The sequence below is a fragment of the Paenarthrobacter sp. TYUT067 genome (assembly GCF_023656375.1).
Taxonomy (GTDB): domain Bacteria; phylum Actinomycetota; class Actinomycetes; order Actinomycetales; family Micrococcaceae; genus Arthrobacter.
The window spans coordinates 55,135-76,088 of sequence record NZ_JAMOIT010000024.1; the positions used below are offsets into that span (position 1 = coordinate 55,135).

Consider the following 20,954-nt stretch of genomic DNA (forward strand, 5'->3'; position numbering starts at 1 on the left):
TTCAGTTCCTCTTTCTCCTTTGCTGGTTTGTTTCTTGTTGTTGGTGGGAGTCACCGGCACCCAGCAGCTCGTCCAGCTGCCGAAAGCGCGACTCGGCGATCAGCCGGTACTGGTCAATCCATGCGGTCAGCCGCTCCAAGGCGGCAGCATCCAAGTGGACAGGCCTGCGCTGGGCATCGCGTGAGCGGGTTACCAATCCTGCGTGCTCCAGGACTTGTATGTGTTTGGAAACCGCCTGCTTGGTGATGGCGAACGGTTCAGCGAGCTCGTTGACGGTGGCGTCTCCCCGGGACAGGCGTGCCACCATGGCCCGCCTCACCGGATCCGCCAAAGCCATGAAGGCCCTGTCCAGAGCTTCTTCCTCCACTGCCGCATCAACCTCTCATCATTAACTCTATGATCAACTGAATAATTGATCAACCGTTTGATTGATTAAGAGATTACGCCTTTCCCAGGGAAGGCACAATGGTTGTTATTCGCCGCCCAGCTGCCTGAAGTCGTTCTCCCATAGACGCCGCATCTCGGCATCCTTCCGGATCACTTCCAAAGCCTCCAGCTCCGCAGGCGGGGCCGGCCGTTTGGACCACGGAGTCAACGTCCGCCGGCCCTGGTCAAGAGCGAGCAGGGCCCTGTCAGTCAACGCATCATTCTTCAGCGCCAAATTGGTCTTTCGACGCCGGAGCACTTCTTTGAGTGCCACCTGAGCCGACTCGAAGTCACCCCTGGCCCGTTGCGACCGCGCCCGAATCAGCAGAAGCGCCGCCGAGAGGTCGTCCGTGTTCAGCAAACCCTCAGTCCACAGGACCACATCACGGTGCCGTTCCAACGAGTACGCCGCAGTGCAGCGCGCCAACGCCGAAGGCAACGATGGCGGCAACGTCACCACTGCTTCCAACGCCGCCTCGGTCATCCCCATTTCCCGAAGGCAATGGGACAGCGCCAAAAACACGGACTCCTCACTGAACAGGACCGGAACCTCAATCCGTTCGGCCACCTCAACCTTGGTGACCACCTGCCCAAGGTACATTGCCGAGAACTGGCTGGCGTCGTCGTCGATCCTTGTTGTTAAACCGCGTTGCAGCAGCTCGGACGCCCTCAAAAACCCGCCATGTTTGTACGCGAGCAACCCAGCCATCACATGGCACAGGCCCGCCCACCCGGGATACATGCGGCCGAAGGCCAGAAGCCGATCCGGCTCCGTGGAGGTGAAAACGGCCTCGTGCATGGCCTTCGCCGTCTTGGAGGACAACATCCTCAGCCGCGGTACGTTGCCGGCTACCGTCAACCGTGCATGATCGCGGCCGCTCAGGACACCGGAGAGCACATCATTCACGCCGTCAGCGAGCCCCCGCACGGAAGTGCGGACGTAGCCCTCGCGGAAAGGAGTGAGATCGCGGGTGTCGTGGAAAATCGTGTGCACGCGTCCGTTGGGAGCTTGGCTCATAATTCCATGCTAACCGCCGCTGAACTGGGCACATCCCCTGCTATCGGAGGCATTTCAGGAGTATTATGGCGGCGTCGGCAAGGTTTTTGCCACAGCCCTTGCCGCAGGTCGGCTCTCCATGAGAAGAGCCGGGTAACAGCGTGAAAGGGAGGACTTGATGACCACCGCTTCGCACCCCGCCGAACACCACCACATGATGGGGTTGACGCTACGCAACACCGCCATGGGCGTTGGCATTGTATTTCTGCTGGTAGGCGTCCTGGGCTTCATCCCCGGGATCACCACCAATTTCGGCGCCATGACCTTTGCGGGACATGAATCCGGCGCCATGCTGCTTGGAGTCTTCCAAGTGTCCGTACTCCACAACATCGTTCATCTGCTGTTTGGCGTGGCCGGCTTGGCCATGGCAAGGAACGCACGCATGGCCCGCCTGTTCCTCTTGGGCGGCGGCGCCGTGTACATCGTTCTTTGGATCTATGGCCTGGTCATCAACCAGGAAACAGGCGCCAACTTTGTCCCGTTCAACACCGCTGACAACTGGCTGCACCTGATCCTCGGCGTTGCCATGATCGGTCTGGGAGCCTGGCTCGGTAGGGACGCCATGGACGAAACAACCACAGCGCGACGGAAGATGTAGCCCCTTCCGCACGTCTTGCAGAATAACGACGGCGGCAGTCCCCTTAAGCGGGACGGCCGCCGTTTTTTCGCACCCACCGCTTGAGGGCCCGACGGCGGTACCCGGCTTAGCGCGGAGCACGTCCACCCAACCGCGTGGTCACCTTAGCCGCTGCTGCGGCGCAGGCTTCGCCGAGACTGTTGAGGGTGTCCTGCGAAACACGGAACTTCGGGGCCGGGATCAGGACGGAGGCCACCATGTTGCCGCGGTGGTCGTACACGGGTGAGGCCACGCCCACTTCTTCGATGGATGTCTCACCGAAGTTCACTGCCCACCCACGCTCCATCGATTCCTTCAGGCGAAGCAAATAAGCCTCCACCGCATCCTCGTCCACGCCGGTCAGCGTGATCGATCCGCTGCGCAGCAACTGGCGCACCCGGTCCTCGTTCTCCGAAGCAAGGAAGACCTGCACGGATGAACTCAGGGCCTCGTTGTAGCGGGCACCCAACGGAGCGAGATGCTTGACCTGGTGACGGCTGGGGATCTGCTCCACACACATGGACTCGTTGCCGTTCCACACCATCAGCGCGCTGGTCTCCCCCGTCCGCTCAGTAAGTTCGCGCAGCACAGGGTAGGCAACGCGACGCTCTTCGAGTTCCGCCAGGAGGGGGCCGGCCATGGCGATCATGCCCAGCCCCAAGCGGAACCTGCGCGAATCGACGTCGCGCTCTACAAGATTCTCCTGTTCCAGCGTCGCGAGGATCCGGGAGACGGTGCTCTTGTGCAGGCCAATGCGGCCGGCGATTTCGGTGACTCCCAGGAGCGGCTCGTCAGCAGTGAAGCTCCTCAAGACGGCGATGGCGTTGACGATCACCGAGGTGTTTTTGCTGTCACCAGTGCTGTTGCTGTTCTCAAGAGTGTCGCTGGATTCGGTGGGAGTCATGGGTTCACTATATTTCGCTGGAGATATTTCGACGGCGGACGCCCCACCGGATTCGGCCGGTGGACACCACGCTGTGTCCACCGGCCGGGTCACTAGGCTCCGATGATGTTGTACTCGGGGCCGAACGGGAACTTAGTGATGTTCTCCGCGCCGTCTTCGCCCACCACCAGGATGTCGTGCTCGCGGTAGCCGCCAGCACCCGGCTGGCCGTCCATCACCGTGATCATCGGCTCCATGGACACCACCATGCCCGGCTCCAGGACGGTGTCAATGTCCTCGCGGAGTTCAAGGCCTGCCTCGCGTCCGTAGTAGTGGCTCAACACACCGAAGGAGTGGCCGTAGCCAAAGGTCCGGTTGGCCAACAAGCCGTGGCTGACGTAGATCTCGTTGAGCTCTGCCGCGATGTCCTTGCACACAGCACCGGGCTTGATGAGCTCCAGACCACGCTTGTGGACCTCAACGTTGATGTTCCACAGTTCCAGAGAGCGGGCGTCCGGTTCGCCGTAGAACAGGGTGCGCTCCAGTGCCGTGTAGTAGCCGCTGGTCATGGGGAAACAGTTCAGGGACAGGATGTCGTGTTCCTGGATCTTGCGGGTGGTGGCCCAGTTATGTGCACCATCTGTGTTGATGCCGGACTGGAACCACACCCAGGTGTCTCGGATTTCAGAGTCCGGGAAGGTCCGGGCAATCTCGTGAACCATGGCCTCGGTACCGATCAGAGCCACCTCGTACTCGGTGATCCCGGCCGTGATGGCGTTGCGGATGGCCTCGCCGCCCAGGTCACCGATCCGGGCGCCGTGCTTGATGACCGCGATTTCCTCGTCCGACTTGATCATGCGCTGACGCATTGCTGCCTGGGCTACGTCAACCAGCGTCGCTCCGGAGAACGCGGCCTGGATCTTGTTGCGGTTGTCCAGCGGCAGCGAGTCATCCTCGACGCCGATGCGGCGCGGGTTGATGCCGCGGGTCCGCAGGACTTCCTGGATGGCGTGGATGTAGTTGTCCCGGCGCCAGTCCGTGTACACCAGGTTCTCGCCGTAGCTGCGGCGCCAAGGCATCCCGGCGTCGATATTTGCCGTGATGGTGACCGTGTCATCCTTGGTGACCACCATGCCGTAGGAGCGGCCAAAGTAGGTGAAGAGGAAGTCGGAGTAGTACTTGATGGAGTGGTAGCTGGTGAGGATGACGGCGTCGAGGTCTTTCTCGGCCATGATGCGGCGGAGTCCGGAGAGGCGACGCTCGAACTCGGCGTCGGAGAAGGTCAGCGATACTTTTTCGCCGTTGTTGAGGACCTTGGTGCGCTCGAGCTTGGCCACATCGTTGACGGCCTCGTTCTGGGTGATGGTCATGGTTGTTCCTTTCAATGGGTGGGTTGTACTAGTCCTGCAGCAGAGGCTTTTTGGAAGTCTCGGTGGCGAACAGGACTGCGATGAGGGAAACCAGAGCGGCAGCCACGAGGTACCAACCGGGGGCCAGCTGGTTGTGGGTCATGCCGATAAGAAGGGTGGCCATGAACGGCGCGGTGCCGCCGAACAGGGCATTGGAGAGATTGAAGCTGACGGCGAATCCGGTGTACCGGACCTTCGTGGGAAAGAGCTCGGCCAGGAAGCTCGGCAAGGTTCCGTCGTTGAGGGTCAGCATTCCGCCCAGCAGAATCTGCACCAGCACGATCACCAGGAAATTGCGGGTATCCAGGAGCATGAAAGCCGGCACCGTTAGCAGCATGAAAAGCACTGATGCCGTGATGAGCATCCGCTTGCGGCCGAACCTGTCCGACGCCATGCCGGTTAGGAAGATGAAGCCGATGTAACTGGCCAGGGCGATGGTGGTGGCCAGGAATGATTCCGTTGCGCCAAAGCCCAGCTCTTCCGACAGGTAAGTGGGCATATAGCTGAGGATCACGTAGAAGCCCACAGCGTTCAGCAACACCGCGCCGGTGGCAATGATGAGTTGCTTCCGGTACGTCCTGAACATGGCGAAGGCAGGGGCTTTGACCGCATTGTCCTTGGCAGCGAGCTCCCGGAAAGCCGGCGTGTCCTCGAGCTTGGTCCGGATATACCGGCCGATCAATCCCATGGGCGCAGCCAACAGGAACGGCAATCGCCAACCCCATTCGTTGAGCTGCTCCGCGGTCAGGACTGAACTCAGCAGGGCTGCCAGCAAGGACCCCAGCAGCAGACCCGCTGCAGTACTGGCGGGCACGACGGCGGCATACAGTCCGCGCCGATTCGCCGGCGCATACTCCACCAGGAAGGCAGACGCCCCGGCGTACTCGCCGGCTGCGGAGAAGCCTTGGACGACTCTTACCAGGAGGAGCAGGATGGGCGCCATCACGCCGATCGTGGCGTAGCCGGGGATGAGTGCGATGCAGAACGTCGCCACGGACATCAGGACGATTGACAGGCTCAGCGCTTGCTTGCGGCCCAGCTTGTCCCCGATGTGGCCCCAGATGAAACCACCCAAGGGCCGGACGAAGAAGCTGATGGCAAACACGCCGAAGGTTGCGAGCAGGGCCGTCTGGCGGTCTGACTCGGGGAAGAAAACAGTAGAGATGACGCCGGCCAGGTATCCGTACACGGCGTAGTCGAACCACTCAACAAAGTTCCCGATGAAGCTTGCGGTGACCACTCGCCGTCGAGTGTCCTTGCTGACTTCCGGTTGGGAACCTGGTGCGTGGGAGATGTGGGAGGGGCTGCCTGGAGCGGCTGCCACAGATGATTCATTGCTCATGTGTCCACCAAAATTGATTTGGGTTGCATTCAGCGCAACGCTGTTGCACCAGAATATGTGTGAGCGGCGCCACGGTCAAGGGTTAGTTGTGACGGATAAGCATCAGCTCAATCTGGCCGGCCGGACTAAACAGCTGACCGGAGTGGACTGATGGCGCAAAAGGCGTTTGTTGCATCTAACCCAACGCAGTTGCCCCTAACGACGCTCTCTCACATCCCACCCCCAAAACCCAATCGCTCTCTCATTAGGGCGAAGAGGAGGCGTCGTCGGCACTCAAGTCCACATCGACGTCGAGCCTTTCGTTCCTGGCCGCTGTCCACGTTCCCGCGGGCCGGGCGGCGAGGCTTGCAACCTAGGGCAAGTCGGCCCCATAGGCCCACTGGAGATTGCATCCAGCAACTCCCAGTGGGACGTGAGAGAGCGATCCGCTCAAACCCGCGGGATGTGAGAGAGCGACCAGCTCAAAACCGCGGGATGTGAGAGAGCGACGCCAAAAAACCCGCAAGACGTGAGAGAGGATCGGGAGGGGGTGGGTTATCCGGCAGCGCGCGTCTAAGGGAGTGACGACCTAGCGCGCAGAGGATGAGCCCGCCGCCGGAAGGCGGGAGCACGGCAGGGCGGGAAAGCTAGAGGACCTTGCGGATGGTCTCTTCGAAGCTGACTACGTGGTGCAGGGCGAGCTCTGCGGCACGGTCTTCGTCGCCGTCGGCAATGGCCGTGAGGAGGTCGACGTGCTCGGAGATGTGGCCGGAAACGGAGGGCATCTTCTCGAGCATGTGGCACCAGATGCGGGTGGCGAGGTTGTCGTAGCGAATGAGGACGTCTTCCAGGTGGGCATTGGCCGAAGCTTTGTAGATCAGCCTGTGGACCTGGATGTCGTAGCGCATGAGGTCCTGGGAGGAATTGTCCTGGCCTTCAAGATCGCGGATTGCGGCGGCGACGGCTCGGAGCTCTGAGCGCATGGCGGGGCTGGCCATGCGGGCAGCTTTCCGGGAGGCCAGGGGTTCCAAGAGCTCGCGGATTTCGGAGACTTCGGCGAGCTGGGTGATGTCAACGCCCGTGGCGAAGGTGCCGCGCCGCGGGTAGGACACCACGAGGTGGTCGCTCTCGAGGCGCTTGATGGCCTCACGGACGGGGGTGCGTCCGATGCCGAGTTCGGCTGCTATCTGGCCGTCGTTGATGGGGTCGCCGGGTTTGACGTCCAGCATGATGAGCCTGTCGCGCAGCAGCAGGTAGGCGTTCTCTGCGAGGGACGTGCCCTGCGGAGCTGACTCCAGTGCTTCCAGTGCTGCGCTCATTGCTCTCTCCCGTTGTCACAACCACGGTCCCACGGATGAGTTTCCCGGACCTGTTGACGACCATGTGATCTTCAACATACTATGGCAATAGTTCTAATATATCAGTTGCCTAACAGTCGGCCACTAGACAAGCTTTTGAAGGAGAACACCATGGTTGAACCGCTGATCCGCCCGCTTGCACAGGCGGACCCGGAGGTCGATCAGGCGATCGCCCAGGAACTCATCCGCCAGCAGTCCACGCTGGAAATGATCGCCTCTGAGAACTTCGCTCCTACGGCCGTCATGGAAGCCCAGGGCTCGGTGCTGACCAACAAATACGCCGAGGGCTACCCCGGCAAGCGCTACTACGGCGGCTGCGAACACGTTGATGTGATTGAACAGCTCGCCATTGACCGCTTGAAAGCCCTGTTTGGTGCAGAATTCGCCAACGTTCAGCCCCACTCCGGCGCCCAGGCCAACGCCTCGGCCATGCACGCACTGATCACCCCGGGCGACACCATCATGGGCCTGAACCTCGCCCACGGCGGCCACCTGACCCACGGCATGCGCATCAACTTCTCCGGCAAGTTGTACAAGGTTGTTCCGTACGGCGTCCGCGAGGACACCCACACCGTAGATATGGCTGAAGTTGAGCGCTTGGCGCTGGAGAGCAAGCCGCAGCTGATCGTGGCCGGCTGGTCGGCGTACTCCCGCCAGTTGGACTTCGCTGAATTCCGCCGCATCGCTGACCTGGTGGGCGCCTACCTCATGGTGGACATGGCCCACTTTGCCGGCCTCGTGGCCGCTGGGCTCCACCCCAGCCCCGTGCCGCACGCCCACATTGTCACCAGCACCACCCACAAGACCCTCGGCGGTCCGCGCGGTGGCGTGATCCTGACCAACGACGCCGACATCGCCAAGAAGGTTAACTCGGCAGTCTTCCCCGGCCAGCAGGGTGGTCCGCTGGAACACGTCATCGCAGCCAAGGCCGTTGCCTTCAAGATGGCCTCCGAGCCCGAGTTCCAGGAACGCCAGCTCCGCGTCCTTGAGGGTTCCAAGATCCTGGCCCAGCGCCTCCTCCAGGACGACGTTGCCGCAGCCGGCATCTCCGTTGTCAGCGGCGGAACCGATGTCCACCTGGTCCTCGCCGACCTCCGCCACTCGGTCCTCAACGGCCAGCAGGCCGAGGACACGCTGCACCGGATCGGCATCACCGTCAACCGCAACGCCGTCCCGTTCGACCCCCGCCCACCCATGGTGTCGTCCGGCCTGCGCATCGGCACGCCCGCCCTAGCCGCCCGCGGATTCGGTGCCGAGGACTTCACCGAGGTCTCGGACATCATTGCGACGGCGTTGATCGCCGCAGCGAACAGCGGCACCCAAGCAGGCACCCAGGCAGGCGTCGAAGCAGCCACCGCCGAAGGTGACGTCACCCTGGACGAGACCACCGCCGTCGAACTCCGCAACCGCGTGACCGCCCTGGCGAACAAGTTCCCCCTCTACCCGCACCTAAACCACAACGGCAATGGCGCCGTAACCGAAGCAGAACTGATTGGAGCAGCCAAGTGAGTGCAGACCACCTCCCCGAACACCCGGACTTCCTCTGGCGCAACCCGGACCCGAAGAAAAGCTACGACGCCGTGATTGTGGGCGGCGGCGGGCATGGCCTGGCCACCGCATACTTCCTGGCGAAGAACCACGGGATGACGAATATCGCCATCCTTGAAAAGGGCTGGCTGGCCGGTGGCAACATGGCCCGCAACACCACCATCATCCGTTCCAACTACCTTTGGGACGAGAGCGCAGCCATCTACGAGCACGCCCTCAAGCTCTGGGAAATCCTCCCGGAAGAGCTGGAGTACGACTTCCTCTTCAGCCAGCGCGGTGTCATGAACCTGGCCCACACCTTGGGCGATGTTCGCGAAAGCGTTCGCCGGGTGGGTGCCAACCGCCTCAACGGTGTAGACGCCGAATGGCTGGACCCGCAGCAGGTCAAGGAACTTTGCCCCATCCTGAACATCAGCGACAACATCCGCTACCCCGTCATGGGCGCCACGTACCAGCCACGCGCAGGCATCGCCAAGCACGACCACGTGGCCTGGGCCTTCGCCCGCAAGTGCGATGAACTTGGCGTGGACATCATCCAGAACTGCGAAGTTACCGGTTTCATCAAGGACGGCAACAAGGTCACCGGTGTCCAGACCACGCGCGGCACCATCAACACCGAAAAGGTGGGCCTCTGCGCCGCCGGCCACAGCTCGGTCCTGGCAGAAATGGCCGGCTTCCGCCTGCCGATCCAGAGCCACCCGCTCCAGGCGCTGGTGTCTGAACTGCACGAGCCGGTCCACCCCACGGTGGTCATGTCCAACCACGTCCACGTCTACGTATCCCAGGCCCACAAGGGCGAACTGGTAATGGGCGCCGGTGTGGACTCCTACAACGGCTACGGCCAGCGCGGCTCGTTCCACGTGATCGAGGAGCAGATGGCAGCAGCCGTGGAGCTCTTCCCGATCTTCGCCCGGGCCCATGTGCTCCGCACCTGGGGCGGAATTGTGGACACCACGCTGGACGCTTCTCCCATTGTTGGCCTCTCCCCGGTGGAGAACATGTTCGTCAACTGTGGCTGGGGAACCGGCGGCTTCAAGGGCACTCCGGCGGCGGGCCTGACTTTCGCGCACACCATCGCCACCGGCGCTCCGCACCAGCTGAACAAGCCCTTCGCGCTGGAACGCTTCGAGACCGGCGCCTTGATCGACGAACACGGCGCCGCAGCCGTAGCCCACTAGCCAGGACAGGAAAAGACATGCTCCTCATTTCATGCCCCAACTGCGGGCCACGCGACGAAACCGAATTCCACTACGGCGGCCAAGCACACGTCGCCTACCCGGAGAGCCCCAACGACCTCACGGACCGCGAATGGGCTGAATACCTGTTCTACCGCGAGAACACCAAGGGAACTTTCGCAGAACGCTGGGTCCACAGCACAGGCTGCCGCCAGTGGTTCAACATGCTCCGCGACACCGTGAGCTACGAGATTCACTCCATCTACGGCATGGGCCAGCCCCGGCCGGACATCAAGGTGACGAGTCCAAAGAAAGCACCGGAACAGCCGGGCGAGTTCACCCAGGCCGGTGAGTTCGGCCAAGCCGGCGAACCGGGCCTCTCCCCCGGCGCCGCCTCCCCCACAGCTACCACCCCCATCTCTTCGGAAGGAGTCTAGAAGTGACCAGCAAGAACGCACGCCTCGCCACCGGCGGACGCATCGATCGCAGCATCTCCTGGCGCTTCACCGTGGACGGCCAGGAATTCACCGGCCACCCGGGGGACACCATCGCTTCGGCACTGCTGGCCAATGGCCACATCAACGCCGGCAACTCCCTTTATGAGGACCGCCCCCGCGGCATCATGGCAGCCGGCGTAGAAGAGTCCAACGCCTTGGTCAAGATCGCTCCCCGCTTCCCGGGCCACGTTGCCGAGTCCATGCTTCCCGCCACCGCAGTTTCCTTGGTGGACGGCATGAACGTTGAGCTCCTGTCCGGTCTGGGCAAGCTTGACCCGAACGAGGACAAGGCCGAGTACGACAAGAAGTACGTCCACACGGATGTACTGGTTGTCGGCGGCGGCATCGCCGGCCTGGCAGCGGCCCGCGAAGCTGTCCGCACCGGCGCCCGCGTCATCCTCATCGACGACCAGCCCGAGCTCGGCGGCTCACTGCTCTCCGGTTCCACAGCCCCGGATCTGGCGGAAGAAATCGAGGGCAAGCCGGCCCTGGAGTGGGTTGCGGACGTGGAGGCCGAGCTGGTTTCTGCCGCTGAATGCACGGTGCTGAACCGCACCACCGCATTCGGCTCCTACGACTCCAACTACTTCATTGCAGCCCAGAACCGCACGGACCACCTGAGCGTCCCGGCAGCCTCGGGTGTCTCCCGCCAGCGTATTTGGCACATCCGTGCCAAGCAGGTTGTCCTGGCTCCGGGCGCCCATGAGCGTCCCCTGGTCTTCGAGAACAACGACCGCCCGGGCATCATGCTCGCCTCGGCAGCCCGCACTTACCTGAACCGTTACGCCGTGGCCGCCGGGTCGCGCGTGGTCATCAGCACCACCAACGATTCCGCTTACGCTCTTGCCGCGGATCTGAAGGCAGCAGGCGTGGCGGTTGCCGCCGTCGTCGATGCCCGTCCGCAGATCAGCGCGAAGGCCGCCGCCGCCGTCGAGTCCGGTACCCGGGTCCTCATCGGCAGCGCCGTGGCTGACACCTCCGCGGATGAGAGTGGCCGCCTGAACGGGGTCACCGTCCGCAGTATTAACGACGACGGCGAACTCACCTCGGGCGTCGAAGAGCTGGCTGCCGATCTTCTTGCAGTTTCTGGTGGTTGGAGCCCGGTGGTTCACCTCCACAGCCAGCGTCAAGGCAAACTGCGTTGGGATGACGAGCTCGCAGCGTTCATCCCCACCGCTCCCGTAAGGGACCAGCAAGTGGTGGGCGCAGGCCGGGGCAGCTACGAACTCCAGGACTGCCTGGCAGAAGGTATCTCGGCTGGAGCAGCAGCATCCATCGCTGCCGGGTTCGAATCCGCAACAACCCCGATGGAACTGCAGGCTCCCGTGGCAAGCGCGCCGAGCCGCCAGCTCTGGCTGGTTCCCGGCCAGACCGGTGAGCCGGGCGAGTGGCACCACCACTTTGTGGACTTCCAGCGCGACCAGTCCGTGGCCGACGTCCTTCGCTCCACCGGAGCGGGCATGCGGTCCGTGGAGCACGTCAAGCGGTACACCTCCATCAGCACGGCCAACGATCAGGGCAAGACGTCCGGCGTTAACGCGATCGGTGTCATCGCCGCAGCACTGAAGTTCGGTGGCGCAGAGAGCATCCCCGGCGTCGGCGAGATCGGAACCACGGCGTACCGTGCACCGTTCACCCCTGTCGCTTTCGCGGCCCTGGCTGGCCGCCAGCGCGGCGAGTTGTTCGACCCCGCAAGAGTCACCTCCATCCACCCGTGGCACGTGGCCCAAGGCGCACTGTTCGAAGATGTTGGACAGTGGAAGCGCCCCTGGTACTACCCGCAGGGCAGTGAGGACATGGACACGGCAGTCCTGCGTGAATGCGCCGCCGTCCGCGATTCCGTGGGCTTCATGGACGCCACCACGCTGGGCAAGATCGAGATCCGCGGCAAGGACGCGGGTGAATTCCTGAACCGCGTCTACACCAACGCGTTCAAGAAGCTCGCACCGGGATCCGCCCGCTACGGCGTGATGTGCACCCTGGACGGCATGATCTTCGACGACGGCGTGACCCTGCGCCTGGATGATGACCGCTACTTCATGACCACCACCACCGGCGGCGCAGCCAAGGTGCTGGACTGGCTGGAAGAGTGGCACCAGACAGAGTGGCCGGACCTCGACGTGGTCTGCACGTCCGTCACGGAACAGTGGAGCACCATTGCCGTGGTTGGCCCGAAATCCCGCGCCGTGATCGCCAAGGTTGCACCCCAGCTCGCCGAAAACGGTGGCCTGGAGGCCGAGAACTTCCCGTTCATGACCTTCCGCGAAACCACGTTGGCGTCCGGAGTGCAGGCACGCGTTTGCCGCATCTCCTTCTCCGGCGAACTCGCCTACGAAATCAACATCCCGTCTTGGTACGGACTCAACACCTGGGAAGCTGTTGCTGCCGCGGGTGCCGAGTTCAACATCACCCCCTACGGTACGGAGACCATGCACGTGCTCCGCGCCGAGAAGGGCTACCCGATCGTGGGGCAGGACACCGACGGTACGGTCACCCCGCAGGACGCGGGCATGGACTGGATCGTTTCCAAGGCCAAGGACTTCATCGGCAAGCGCTCCTACCTCCGGCAGGACGCAAGCCGCGAAGACCGCAAGCACCTGGTGAGCGTTCTTCCCGTAGACCACTCGCTGCGGTTGCCGGAAGGCACGCAGCTGGTGGAGAAGGACATCCCCGTCAACCCGGCCAACGGACCCGTCCCCATGGAGGGCTTCGTGACCTCCAGCTACCACAGCGCCGCGCTGGGCCGTTCCTTCGGCCTGGCACTTATCCAGAACGGCCGCAACCGCATCGGCGAGACCTTGGTGGCCTCGCTGGGAGACCAATTGGTGGACGTGGTTGTTGGCGAAACCGTACTTTTCGATGCTGAAGGGACCCGCAAAGATGGCTGAAACAGCAACCCCCGCAGAAACCGTGAACAGTGTTCGTGGGGCACGGCGCAGCCCGGCCCAGCACCTGGCTGAGGCGTTCACGTCCGGCTCAGTTCCGGGCATAGTGACACTCACCGAGATCCCGTACCAGGCCATGGTGGGCATCCGGGTTGACCGGACGTCCAACGCCGGCGCCCGCGTTGCGTCCGTGACCGGCGGCTTGCCTGCCGCTTGCGGTGAAGTGACGGGGACGGATTCCGTCAACACCCTGTGGCTCGGCCCCACCGAGTTCCTGGTGGTTGCACCGGAGGAAGCCCACGACTCCCTGGGCGGATCCTTGGTCAGCGATCTGACCACTGCACTGGGCAACGATGCCGGCCAGGTGGTGGACCTGTCCGCCAACCGAACCACGTTCGAGCTCTCCGGCAGCCACGCCCGGGCAGTGTTGGAAAAGACCTGCGCGCTGGACTTGCACCCGCGTGTCTTCAAGCCGGGCACGGCCGTTTCCACGGAACTTGCACACATCCCGGTGATGCTGTGGAAGACTTCCGAGGACTCCTACCGGATCTTTCCCCGGGCCTCGTTTGCCGACTTCCTGGGCCGCTGGCTGCTGGACGCCATGAGGGAATACGCCTCCCCTGAGGTCCCCTGATGGCACTGAGTGTGCTTGACCTGTTTTCTGTTGGCATCGGGCCGTCGTCTTCACACACGGTTGGCCCCATGCGCGCGGCAAAGCAGTTCACGGACGGTCTCGAATCGTCCGGCCAGCTTCCGGCCACGGTGCGCGTCCAGGCTGAGCTTTTCGGCTCCCTGGGCGCCACCGGCCGGGGCCACGGCTCAGACAAAGCCGTGGTGCTGGGGCTGCAAGGCCACTCCCCCGAAACCGTGAACACCCATACGGCCGACGACCAGGTCGCGGCGGCGGCACTCGAGGCGGAACTGCGTCTGGGCGGCAACCACCGGGTGGACTTCAACTGGGACGAGGACGTGGTCCTGCACCGCCGCAAGTCGCTGCCTGCACACCCCAACGGCATGACGTTCCGCGCGTTGGACCACACGGGCGGCGTGCTCCGGGAACGCAGCTACTACTCCATCGGTGGCGGCTTCGTGGTGGACGGGGACGCAACCGGCACCGACAAAGTGGTAGCCGATGACACCGTTCTCCCCTACCCCTTCACCACGGCGGACCAACTCCTGGCGATCTGCGAGCGCGAAGGCATGTCCATCTCGGACGTCATGTTGGCCAATGAACTCGTGTGGCGTTCCGAAGAGGAACTCCGCGAACGGCTGCTGGGCATTTGGGCTGTCATGCAGGAGTGCGTTGACAACGGCTGCTCTGCCGAGGGAATCCTGCCGGGAGGTTTGAGCGTCAGGCGACGGGCGCCGTCGTTGTTCAAAAAGCTTTCCGAAACCGACGCGGACCTGAACGGTAGTGCCTCAGCGGACCCGCTCCTCGCCATGGAATGGGTCAACCTCTTCGCCTTGGCAGTGAATGAGGAAAACGCTGCGGGCGGCCGGATCGTCACCGCGCCCACCAATGGCGCCGCCGGAATTGTCCCGGCAGTGTTGCACTATTACACCAAGTTTGTTCCAGGAGCCAACGACGACGGCGTCGTGCGGTTCCTGCTGGCGGCGGCCGCCGTCGGAATCCTGTTCAAAATCAACGCGTCCATCTCCGGTGCCGAGGTGGGCTGTCAGGGTGAAGTGGGTTCCGCCTGCTCCATGGCGGCGGCCGGCCTCTGCGAAGTCCTTGGCGGGACGCCCGAGCAAGTGGAAAATGCCGCCGAAGTGGGCATCGAACACAACCTGGGCCTTACCTGCGATCCCGTGGGCGGGCTGGTGCAGATCCCCTGCATCGAACGCAATGCGATCGCCAGCGTCAAAGCCATCAACGCGGCCCGCCTTGCCTTGCACGGCGATGGCAGCCACAAAGTGTCCCTGGACAAGGCCATCAAAACCATGCGCGAGACAGGCGCGGACATGAAATCCAAGTACAAAGAGACCTCCCGTGGGGGCCTCGCCGTCAACGTAGTGGAGTGCTAGCCATGACTGCCATCCAAACCGAAACCACTGCCGCCTCCTCCGCGGAGACCACGGTGGAACACGTTCTCACCCTGGACTGCCCCGAAGGGCCCGGGATCGTGCATGCCGTGTCCGGATTCCTGCTGGACCACGGCTGCGACATCATCGACAACAAGCAGTTCGGCGACCGCGCAGAGGGCCACTTCTTCATGCGCGTGCATTTCGCGTCCGACGGCGATGACTCCACTGTTGATCAGCTGCGGAACGCTTTTGCCCCTGTGGGCGATAAGTACAGCATGAACTGGCAGCTTAAGCGTCAGGGGTACAAGCGACGCGTGCTGATCATGGTCTCCAAGTTCGGGCACTGCCTGAACGACCTCTTGTTCCGGGCACGGATCGGCGAGCTGCCCATCGACGTGGTGGGCGTAGTGTCCAACCACACCGACCATCAGGGCTTGGCGGAGTGGCACGGGATCCCGTTCTTCCACGTCCCCGTCACGGCTGCCACCAAGCCCGCGGCCGAGGGACGTTTGCTGGAGATCATCGATGAGCTGGACGTGGAACTCATTGTCCTGGCCCGCTACATGCAGGTCCTCAGCGACGACCTCGCCCGGAAGCTCGATGGCCGCGCCATCAACATCCACCACTCGTTCCTGCCGAGCTTCAAGGGTGCCAAGCCCTACCACCAGGCGTACGCGCGTGGTGTGAAAACTGTGGGTGCCACCGCCCACTACGTCAACGGCGAGTTGGACGAAGGTCCCATCATCGCCCAGCAGGTAGTGGAAGTGGACCACACTTTCGGACCGGACGATCTGGTGGCCGCCGGTCGGGACACCGAATGCAAGGCCCTCAGCAACGCCGTTCGCTGGCACTGCGAGGGGCGGATCATCCTGAATGGGAACAGGACGATCGTGTTGAAGTAGTGCTTGCCCCGCCGAGATCGCGGGTCGGCTGTGAATTCGCTGTTGCTGACGGGCGAATTCGCAGCGGACCCGCGATTTCGCGTTAGACCGGGGTTACACCCGAGCCAGCCGAGTTGCCAGATGCAGCGCAGCCAGCCGGCCGTTCCCGCGTGGGTCACCGCCGCACAGCTCGAAGATCCGTTGCAGCCGGTGATGCAGGGACTGCCTTTCCAAGTGCAGCTCGCGGGCGGCCTGGGCCGTGTTGCAGCCCGTATCCAGCCACACACTCAGCGTCCTCATGAGTTGGGACTTCTTCAGACGATCATGCTCGACGACGGCACCCAGCTGCCGCTGGACGAACCCTTCACGTGTGGCCGGGTCAAGTGTTTCCTGAGCCAGGAGCTCCACGGCCAAGGTGTCGGCATCCACAACGCCTTTGCCTGGCGAGGCCAGATCAAAGGCCCGGCGGGCCTCCGCCAAGGACCAGGGCGCCTCAGCAATCCCGTTGCCCAACGGCCCCACAGCCACCAAGGATCCGGTGGGTACTTCCAGCCCTCGCAAGGCTTCCACCAGCGCACGCCTGGTGGCGTCCCCCTCCCCCAAAGCAGCGACTGCAATCAGCTCAGCGTTATCGGCGTAGCTCGCACTATGCGGCACAGAGAGCCGGAGCAACGCGTCCACCGCCGGACGCAAATGCCCGGCGCCGGTTGATCGAATCACCACTGCGGCCACCGCGCCCTGAGCAGGGAACCCCGATGCCGGACCCAGTTGCTGAAGTTGCCAGTGTTGGCCACCCGAATTAATGGCACGCATGAGTTCGATGCCCGCCAATTCCTTCAGACCCGGCGGCATACGCTGCAACAGTGCCAAGCCCAGAATGTCCACGGAACGTTCGCCGGCCACCCGTGCGAGGCCGCCGTCGCCGTCGTCGGGCATGTGCAGTTCAAGCCGCGCGGCAAGGACGCCGCGGACCGGCACGTCCACGATGGTGACGCTGCCGGCGACTTCGAACGAGCCTGCAGAACTGAGGGTGACGCCCGATGGTGAGAGCAGCCGCGCACTTGCCCCCGTTTTTTCGGACAGCACCGCCAGGAGTTGATCGAGCCCGCCGCCGTGGGCAAGCTCTGCTGCCATGGCGTGGCTGGCTTGGTCGCCGCGCTGAAGGTGCTCCACGGATTCGCTGACCAGGAGCGAATTGATCTCCTGCATGACTGCCACAAACGGAACCACGTGGCGCAGCTCGATCACGGGCAATCCTGCCGCCTCGGCGATCTCCAGCATGCCTGCAGGAACTTCGGGCAGGGCTGGACCAGTTTCCAGGGCCAAGGCAGCAATGCCCCGGGCGGCGAGCTCACGGACGTAGTCGGCTTGCCGTTCGGCTGTGACGCCGGCCAGGGCTTGGCCGCCACTGAGTAACAGCTCACCGCCGCTGAGCAGCGGAGCAATGTCCAGGACTTCACTGGAGTGGACCCAACGGACGCCCCGGCTCAACGCCTCAGGGACGTTGTTGAGGAAGCGGGGTTCTGCGGATTTGAGGCTCTGAGACTTCAAAGCCGAGCCCAAGGCTATGGACATGACACTCCGTACGGTGGCGATCTATTTGCTTAGACACATCGTATCTTGTTGCTGTGATCCGGGGCACATACGCTGAAAGGGTCCCTTTCATACACGGAGGCTCTCCCCATGCAAGACAACCTCTCTTCTTCGCGTTCGAGTTCAGCGCAAACAGGCTCTTCCCAGCCGGGCTCAACGCTGTCAGGACCGGCAACGGCGCCGGGCCACGACAGCGAAGCCTGGCTTCAACCCATCCCCGAATCAGACCGCACCCGCAAAGTTTCCGGACAGTTCTGGATCTGGGCAGGCGCCAACCTCGCACCTATCAACTGGGTGCTCGGCGCCCTCGGCATCCACCTTGGCCTTGGCTTCGCTGACACCGTGATCGTCCTGGTCCTGGGAAACCTGATCGGCATGCTGCTGTTCGGCTGCTTTGTCCTCCTTGGCCAGAAGACCGGCGCCACCGGAATGGTGTTGGCCCGCGCAGCATTCGGCCGCCGGGGCAACTACCTCCCCGCCGCCATCCAAGCCCTGCTGGTGATCGGCTGGTGCGCCGTCAACACCTGGATCATCCTGGATCTGGTCATGGCGCTCTTCGGCACCCTTGGCTGGGTTGACCCGGAAGCCAAGAACTACGCCTGGAAGATCGGCGTCGCCACGGCCATCATGGCGGCCCAGGTAGCCATCGCCTGGTTCGGCTACAAGGCTATTGCAGCCTTCGAAAAGTGGACGGTTCCGCCCACCATCATCATCCTGGCCGTCATGTCATGCGTGGCGTGGTTCGGCATGAAGATCGACTGGGGCTATGCAGGCCCGGCCGGCAACATCCTTGAAGGTTCCGAGCGCATCGCCGCCATGAGCGCAGTGATGACGGCGATTGGCATCGGCTGGGGCATCACCTGGTTCACCTACGCTGCGGACTATTCCCGTTTCGTCAGCACCTCGGTCCCCAAACGCAAGGTGTATCTTGCCTCTGTCCTCGGCCAGTTCATCCCTGTGGTGTGGCTCGGCGTCCTCGGAGCAAGCCTGGCCACCAACAGCGGCGAAATCGACCCCGGAAAACTCATTGTCCAGAACTTCGGCGTCCTGGCCCTCCCGGTCCTCCTCATGGTCCTGCATGGTCCCATCGCCACCAACATCCTGAACATCTACACCTTTTCCGTGGCCACGCAGGCCCTGGATATCAAGATCAGCCGCCGCAAGCTGAACCTGTTCGTCGGCGCCTTCTCACTCATCGCCGTCGTGTTCTTCATCTTCCAGGAGGACTTCGCCGCTGTTCTCGATGCCTGGCTGATCGGGCTGGTCGCCTGGGTGGCCGCTTGGGGCGGGGTCATGCTGGTGCACTACTTCTGGCTTGATAAGCGTTGGCCGGCCAAGGTTGACCGCCTCTTCGATCCCGTAGGAACACACCGTTTGCCCGTCATCAACTGGGCCGGAATCGTCTCGCTGCTGGTGGGCATCTTCTCCACCTGGTTGTTCATGTACGGCCTGTTACCCGCCATGCAGGGTCCCATCGCCGTAGCCCTGGGCGGCTGGGACCTCTCCTGGCTGGCGGGCGGACTGACCAGCGCGGTGAGCTACGCACTCCTCGGGCCACGGGCCCACAAGAAGTACCTTCTGGCGGACTCAAACCACGTGTCAGTGACACAGCCAGTCACTCCCGCAGTTCCCGAAAGGACTACAGCATGATCCAGCCCGCTTTCGCTGATTCGCTCCACCCGATCACATGGCCCGAGGGCTACCGGGCCGCAGCGTCCTTCACTTTCGACGTCGACGCCGAGTCCTGCACCATCGCCCATGATCCTTCCAGCACCCGCCGGATGTCCCTCATGAGCCACCAGTCATACGGCCCCAAAATCGCCGTGCCGCGCTTACTTCAACTCTTGGACCGACAGGACATCAAGGCAACGTTCTTCATTCCCGGCTTCACGGCGGAGAGCTACCCGGACGTAGTACGCAGGATCGCCGATGGCGGGCATGAGATCGCGCACCACGGATACCTTCACGAGCCCATGCAGGGGATCGACGCCGCGACTGAAGCGAGCTATTTGGACCGCGGCCTCGAAGCACTGGCCAACGTGGCAGGAATCCGGCCGGTTGGTTACCGGGCACCGTGGTGGGAGCTGAACTGGCAGTCCCCAGCACTGCTGGCGGACCGGGGCTTCCTTTACGATTCAAGCCTGCTCGACGGCGATGCCCCCTACCGCATGGCCGTCGCCGAGGGCGACTCCCGGGACATTGTGGAGATCCCAGTGGACTGGGCGCTTGATGACTGGGAGCAGTACGGGTTCTACCCCGGAGTCACGGGCAGCGGGGTGATCGAGAGCCCGGCCAAGGCTTTGGAAATGTGGACGCTCGAGGCCCAGGCACATCATTCACAGGGAAGCTGCTTCGTCCTGACCAACCACCCGTTCATCTCCGGCAGGCCGTCCCGTGCCGTCGCCTTGGAGCAATTAATGGAGCGGGTCAAGGACCTGGACGGCATGTGGGTCACCACCCTGGCGGAGATCGCACAGCACACCAAGGACACCGTGCAGGAAATCCACACCCACGCACGGATCGACGTCCCGTTGTTCCCCGGAGCTGGAGCAAGCTTCCGCCCGGCGCAGGTCAAGATTCCCACCCTCCGGTAATTCTTCCGCCGGGATGGCATGTGATGACAACTCTGTATCGCACGCCATCCCGGCGACGGTGTTTAAGGGCCCCCGTACACCGCTTCTGTCCATACACCGATGATCCAGGTGCTCGCGGCGGCGCAGGCCAAGGCAAACTCCACCAGCATCCCTATGCCGGTCGCTTTCAGCGCAGCCCCGCTGGACCGCAGCGCAGCCTGGAAGTTCCGCGTGCGCTGCACTTCGCTAAGGAGCAGCCCCAGCGCGAACCCCACAAATAGACCCACCACGGGGATAACGAACATGCCCACCACGCCTAGGACCACACCAATCAGCACCGATCTGTTGGGGATCCCGTGCTGCTTCATTTTGCGCCCCGTCAACACGGCGCTGGCCGCCATTCCAGAGACCACAAACACCATGCCCACAGCAAAGATCACCCAGCCCATGCCACCGGCACCGCCCCAGATAGCCCAGGCCAAGAGGCTCGCGCCGATGAGGATACTGCCGGGCAGTACAGGAATGATGGTCCCGGCCACGCCCACCGCAATGGCCAGGCCACACAGGATGGTCACGATGAGTTCGGCGTTCATGGCCCCAAGTCTAACCGTCCAACCACGGTCACGGTAGTACCGCATCAAACGGTCCTGTGCAGCATTCTCAATCGCTCTGCGGACCTCGGCGTCCATTTGCAGCCCTTGTCCCCC

18 protein-coding genes are annotated in these 20,954 nt (G+C 63.1%); 10 read left to right on the forward strand and 8 right to left on the reverse strand.

What is annotated here, in order from left to right:
* Position 1 precedes the first annotated feature (1 nt).
* Both MOD31_RS19155 and MOD31_RS19160 read right to left on the reverse strand, forming a co-directional pair.
* Positions 2 to 337, reverse strand: a complete 336-nt coding sequence (locus MOD31_RS19155) for a helix-turn-helix transcriptional regulator (RefSeq protein ID WP_250821419.1) — start codon at positions 335 to 337, stop codon at positions 2 to 4.
* Between the two features lie 135 nt (positions 338 to 472).
* Positions 473 to 1,444, reverse strand: coding sequence for a hypothetical protein (locus MOD31_RS19160; protein WP_250821411.1), 972 nt, complete (start codon positions 1,442 to 1,444; stop codon positions 473 to 475).
* 157 nt (positions 1,445 to 1,601) lie between these two features.
* On the opposite strand from MOD31_RS19160, the gene MOD31_RS19165 reads away from it, so the two are divergent.
* Complete coding sequence (locus MOD31_RS19165) at positions 1,602 to 2,081, forward strand: DUF4383 domain-containing protein (RefSeq protein WP_142937630.1); 480 nt, start codon at positions 1,602 to 1,604, stop codon at positions 2,079 to 2,081.
* A 106-nt stretch (positions 2,082 to 2,187) separates the two neighbouring features.
* Here the strand turns inward: MOD31_RS19165 and MOD31_RS19170 are convergent, their stop codons facing one another.
* The 4 genes from MOD31_RS19170 to MOD31_RS19185 form a co-directional block, all read right to left on the reverse strand.
* Entirely contained in the window at positions 2,188 to 3,003 is an 816-nt protein-coding gene (locus MOD31_RS19170) for an IclR family transcriptional regulator (protein ID WP_142937629.1), read from the reverse strand.
* A 92-nt stretch (positions 3,004 to 3,095) separates the two neighbouring features.
* Positions 3,096 to 4,352 (reverse strand): aminopeptidase P family protein, encoded by a 1,257-nt coding sequence (locus MOD31_RS19175; protein ID WP_250821412.1) that lies wholly within the window; start codon positions 4,350 to 4,352, stop codon positions 3,096 to 3,098.
* A gap of 28 nt (positions 4,353 to 4,380) precedes the next feature.
* A complete protein-coding gene (locus MOD31_RS19180; protein ID WP_142937627.1) occupies positions 4,381 to 5,733 on the reverse strand; it encodes an MFS transporter in 1,353 nt (450 codons plus the stop codon).
* Between the two features lie 626 nt (positions 5,734 to 6,359).
* On the reverse strand, positions 6,360 to 7,031 hold the full coding sequence (locus MOD31_RS19185) for a GntR family transcriptional regulator (protein ID WP_011776428.1): 672 nt from the start codon (positions 7,029 to 7,031) through the stop codon (positions 6,360 to 6,362).
* Between the two features lie 150 nt (positions 7,032 to 7,181).
* On the opposite strand from MOD31_RS19185, the gene glyA reads away from it, so the two are divergent.
* From glyA to purU, 7 genes are read left to right on the forward strand one after another with little or no spacing between them, the layout of a single operon-like run.
* Entirely contained in the window at positions 7,182 to 8,579 is a 1,398-nt protein-coding gene (gene glyA / locus MOD31_RS19190) for a serine hydroxymethyltransferase (RefSeq protein ID WP_250821413.1), read from the forward strand.
* Positions 8,576 to 9,796: a sarcosine oxidase subunit beta family protein gene (locus MOD31_RS19195; RefSeq protein ID WP_142937614.1), complete on the forward strand. Its 1,221-nt coding sequence runs from the start codon at positions 8,576 to 8,578 to the stop codon at positions 9,794 to 9,796. Before glyA ends, MOD31_RS19195 begins: the two co-directional genes overlap by 4 nt.
* Before the next feature lie 17 nt (positions 9,797 to 9,813).
* Entirely contained in the window at positions 9,814 to 10,230 is a 417-nt protein-coding gene (locus MOD31_RS19200; protein WP_142937613.1) for a sarcosine oxidase subunit delta, read from the forward strand.
* Positions 10,231 to 10,232: 2 nt separating this feature from the next.
* Positions 10,233 to 13,178, forward strand: a complete 2,946-nt coding sequence (locus MOD31_RS19205) for an FAD-dependent oxidoreductase (protein WP_250821414.1) — start codon at positions 10,233 to 10,235, stop codon at positions 13,176 to 13,178.
* The gene (locus tag MOD31_RS19210; RefSeq protein ID WP_166842471.1) at positions 13,171 to 13,809 is read left to right on the forward strand and encodes a sarcosine oxidase subunit gamma; all 639 of its coding nucleotides are present in this window, start codon (positions 13,171 to 13,173) and stop codon (positions 13,807 to 13,809) included. The genes MOD31_RS19205 and MOD31_RS19210 overlap by 8 nt, the downstream gene beginning before the upstream one ends.
* A complete protein-coding gene (locus MOD31_RS19215) occupies positions 13,809 to 15,200 on the forward strand; it encodes an L-serine ammonia-lyase (RefSeq protein ID WP_142937610.1) in 1,392 nt (463 codons plus the stop codon). Before MOD31_RS19210 ends, MOD31_RS19215 begins: the two co-directional genes overlap by 1 nt.
* Positions 15,201 to 15,202: 2 nt before the next feature.
* Positions 15,203 to 16,102 carry a formyltetrahydrofolate deformylase gene (purU, locus tag MOD31_RS19220; protein WP_250821415.1) on the forward strand — a complete coding sequence of 300 codons (900 nt, stop codon included), beginning with the start codon at positions 15,203 to 15,205 and terminating at the stop codon, positions 16,100 to 16,102.
* 93 nt (positions 16,103 to 16,195) lie between these two features.
* Here purU and MOD31_RS19225 read toward each other — a convergent pair whose 3' ends face one another.
* The gene (locus MOD31_RS19225) at positions 16,196 to 17,656 is read right to left on the reverse strand and encodes a PucR family transcriptional regulator (RefSeq protein WP_250821416.1); all 1,461 of its coding nucleotides are present in this window, start codon (positions 17,654 to 17,656) and stop codon (positions 16,196 to 16,198) included.
* Between the two features lie 108 nt (positions 17,657 to 17,764).
* Here MOD31_RS19225 and MOD31_RS19230 point away from each other — a divergent pair, with 108 nt between their 5' ends.
* A complete protein-coding gene (locus MOD31_RS19230; RefSeq protein WP_250821417.1) occupies positions 17,765 to 19,324 on the forward strand; it encodes a cytosine permease in 1,560 nt (519 codons plus the stop codon).
* Entirely contained in the window at positions 19,321 to 20,268 is a 948-nt protein-coding gene (locus tag MOD31_RS19235) for a polysaccharide deacetylase (RefSeq protein ID WP_166842474.1), read from the forward strand. The genes MOD31_RS19230 and MOD31_RS19235 overlap by 4 nt, the downstream gene beginning before the upstream one ends.
* A gap of 62 nt (positions 20,269 to 20,330) precedes the next feature.
* Here MOD31_RS19235 and MOD31_RS19240 read toward each other — a convergent pair whose 3' ends face one another.
* The gene (locus MOD31_RS19240; protein ID WP_142937605.1) at positions 20,331 to 20,840 is read right to left on the reverse strand and encodes a DUF456 domain-containing protein; all 510 of its coding nucleotides are present in this window, start codon (positions 20,838 to 20,840) and stop codon (positions 20,331 to 20,333) included.
* Positions 20,841 to 20,954 lie beyond the last annotated feature (114 nt).

Coding starts and splice junctions, on each gene's coding strand:
- MOD31_RS19200 (WP_142937613.1), top strand. CDS start 9,814: ATGCTCCTCATTTCATGCCCCAACTGCGGGCCACGCGACGAAACCGAA.
- MOD31_RS19210 (WP_166842471.1), top strand. CDS start 13,171: ATGGCTGAAACAGCAACCCCCGCAGAAACCGTGAACAGTGTTCGTGGG.
- MOD31_RS19180 (WP_142937627.1), bottom strand. CDS start 5,733: ATGAGCAATGAATCATCTGTGGCAGCCGCTCCAGGCAGCCCCTCCCAC.
- MOD31_RS19185 (WP_011776428.1), bottom strand. CDS start 7,031: ATGAGCGCAGCACTGGAAGCACTGGAGTCAGCTCCGCAGGGCACGTCC.
- purU (WP_250821415.1), top strand. CDS start 15,203: ATGACTGCCATCCAAACCGAAACCACTGCCGCCTCCTCCGCGGAGACC.
- MOD31_RS19225 (WP_250821416.1), bottom strand. CDS start 17,656: ATGTCCATAGCCTTGGGCTCGGCTTTGAAGTCTCAGAGCCTCAAATCC.
- MOD31_RS19160 (WP_250821411.1), bottom strand. CDS start 1,444: ATGAGCCAAGCTCCCAACGGACGCGTGCACACGATTTTCCACGACACC.
- MOD31_RS19215 (WP_142937610.1), top strand. CDS start 13,809: ATGGCACTGAGTGTGCTTGACCTGTTTTCTGTTGGCATCGGGCCGTCG.
- MOD31_RS19240 (WP_142937605.1), bottom strand. CDS start 20,840: ATGAACGCCGAACTCATCGTGACCATCCTGTGTGGCCTGGCCATTGCG.
- MOD31_RS19165 (WP_142937630.1), top strand. CDS start 1,602: ATGACCACCGCTTCGCACCCCGCCGAACACCACCACATGATGGGGTTG.
- MOD31_RS19230 (WP_250821417.1), top strand. CDS start 17,765: ATGCAAGACAACCTCTCTTCTTCGCGTTCGAGTTCAGCGCAAACAGGC.
- MOD31_RS19175 (WP_250821412.1), bottom strand. CDS start 4,352: ATGACCATCACCCAGAACGAGGCCGTCAACGATGTGGCCAAGCTCGAG.
- MOD31_RS19155 (WP_250821419.1), bottom strand. CDS start 337: ATGGCTTTGGCGGATCCGGTGAGGCGGGCCATGGTGGCACGCCTGTCC.
- MOD31_RS19170 (WP_142937629.1), bottom strand. CDS start 3,003: ATGACTCCCACCGAATCCAGCGACACTCTTGAGAACAGCAACAGCACT.
- glyA (WP_250821413.1), top strand. CDS start 7,182: ATGGTTGAACCGCTGATCCGCCCGCTTGCACAGGCGGACCCGGAGGTC.
- MOD31_RS19235 (WP_166842474.1), top strand. CDS start 19,321: ATGATCCAGCCCGCTTTCGCTGATTCGCTCCACCCGATCACATGGCCC.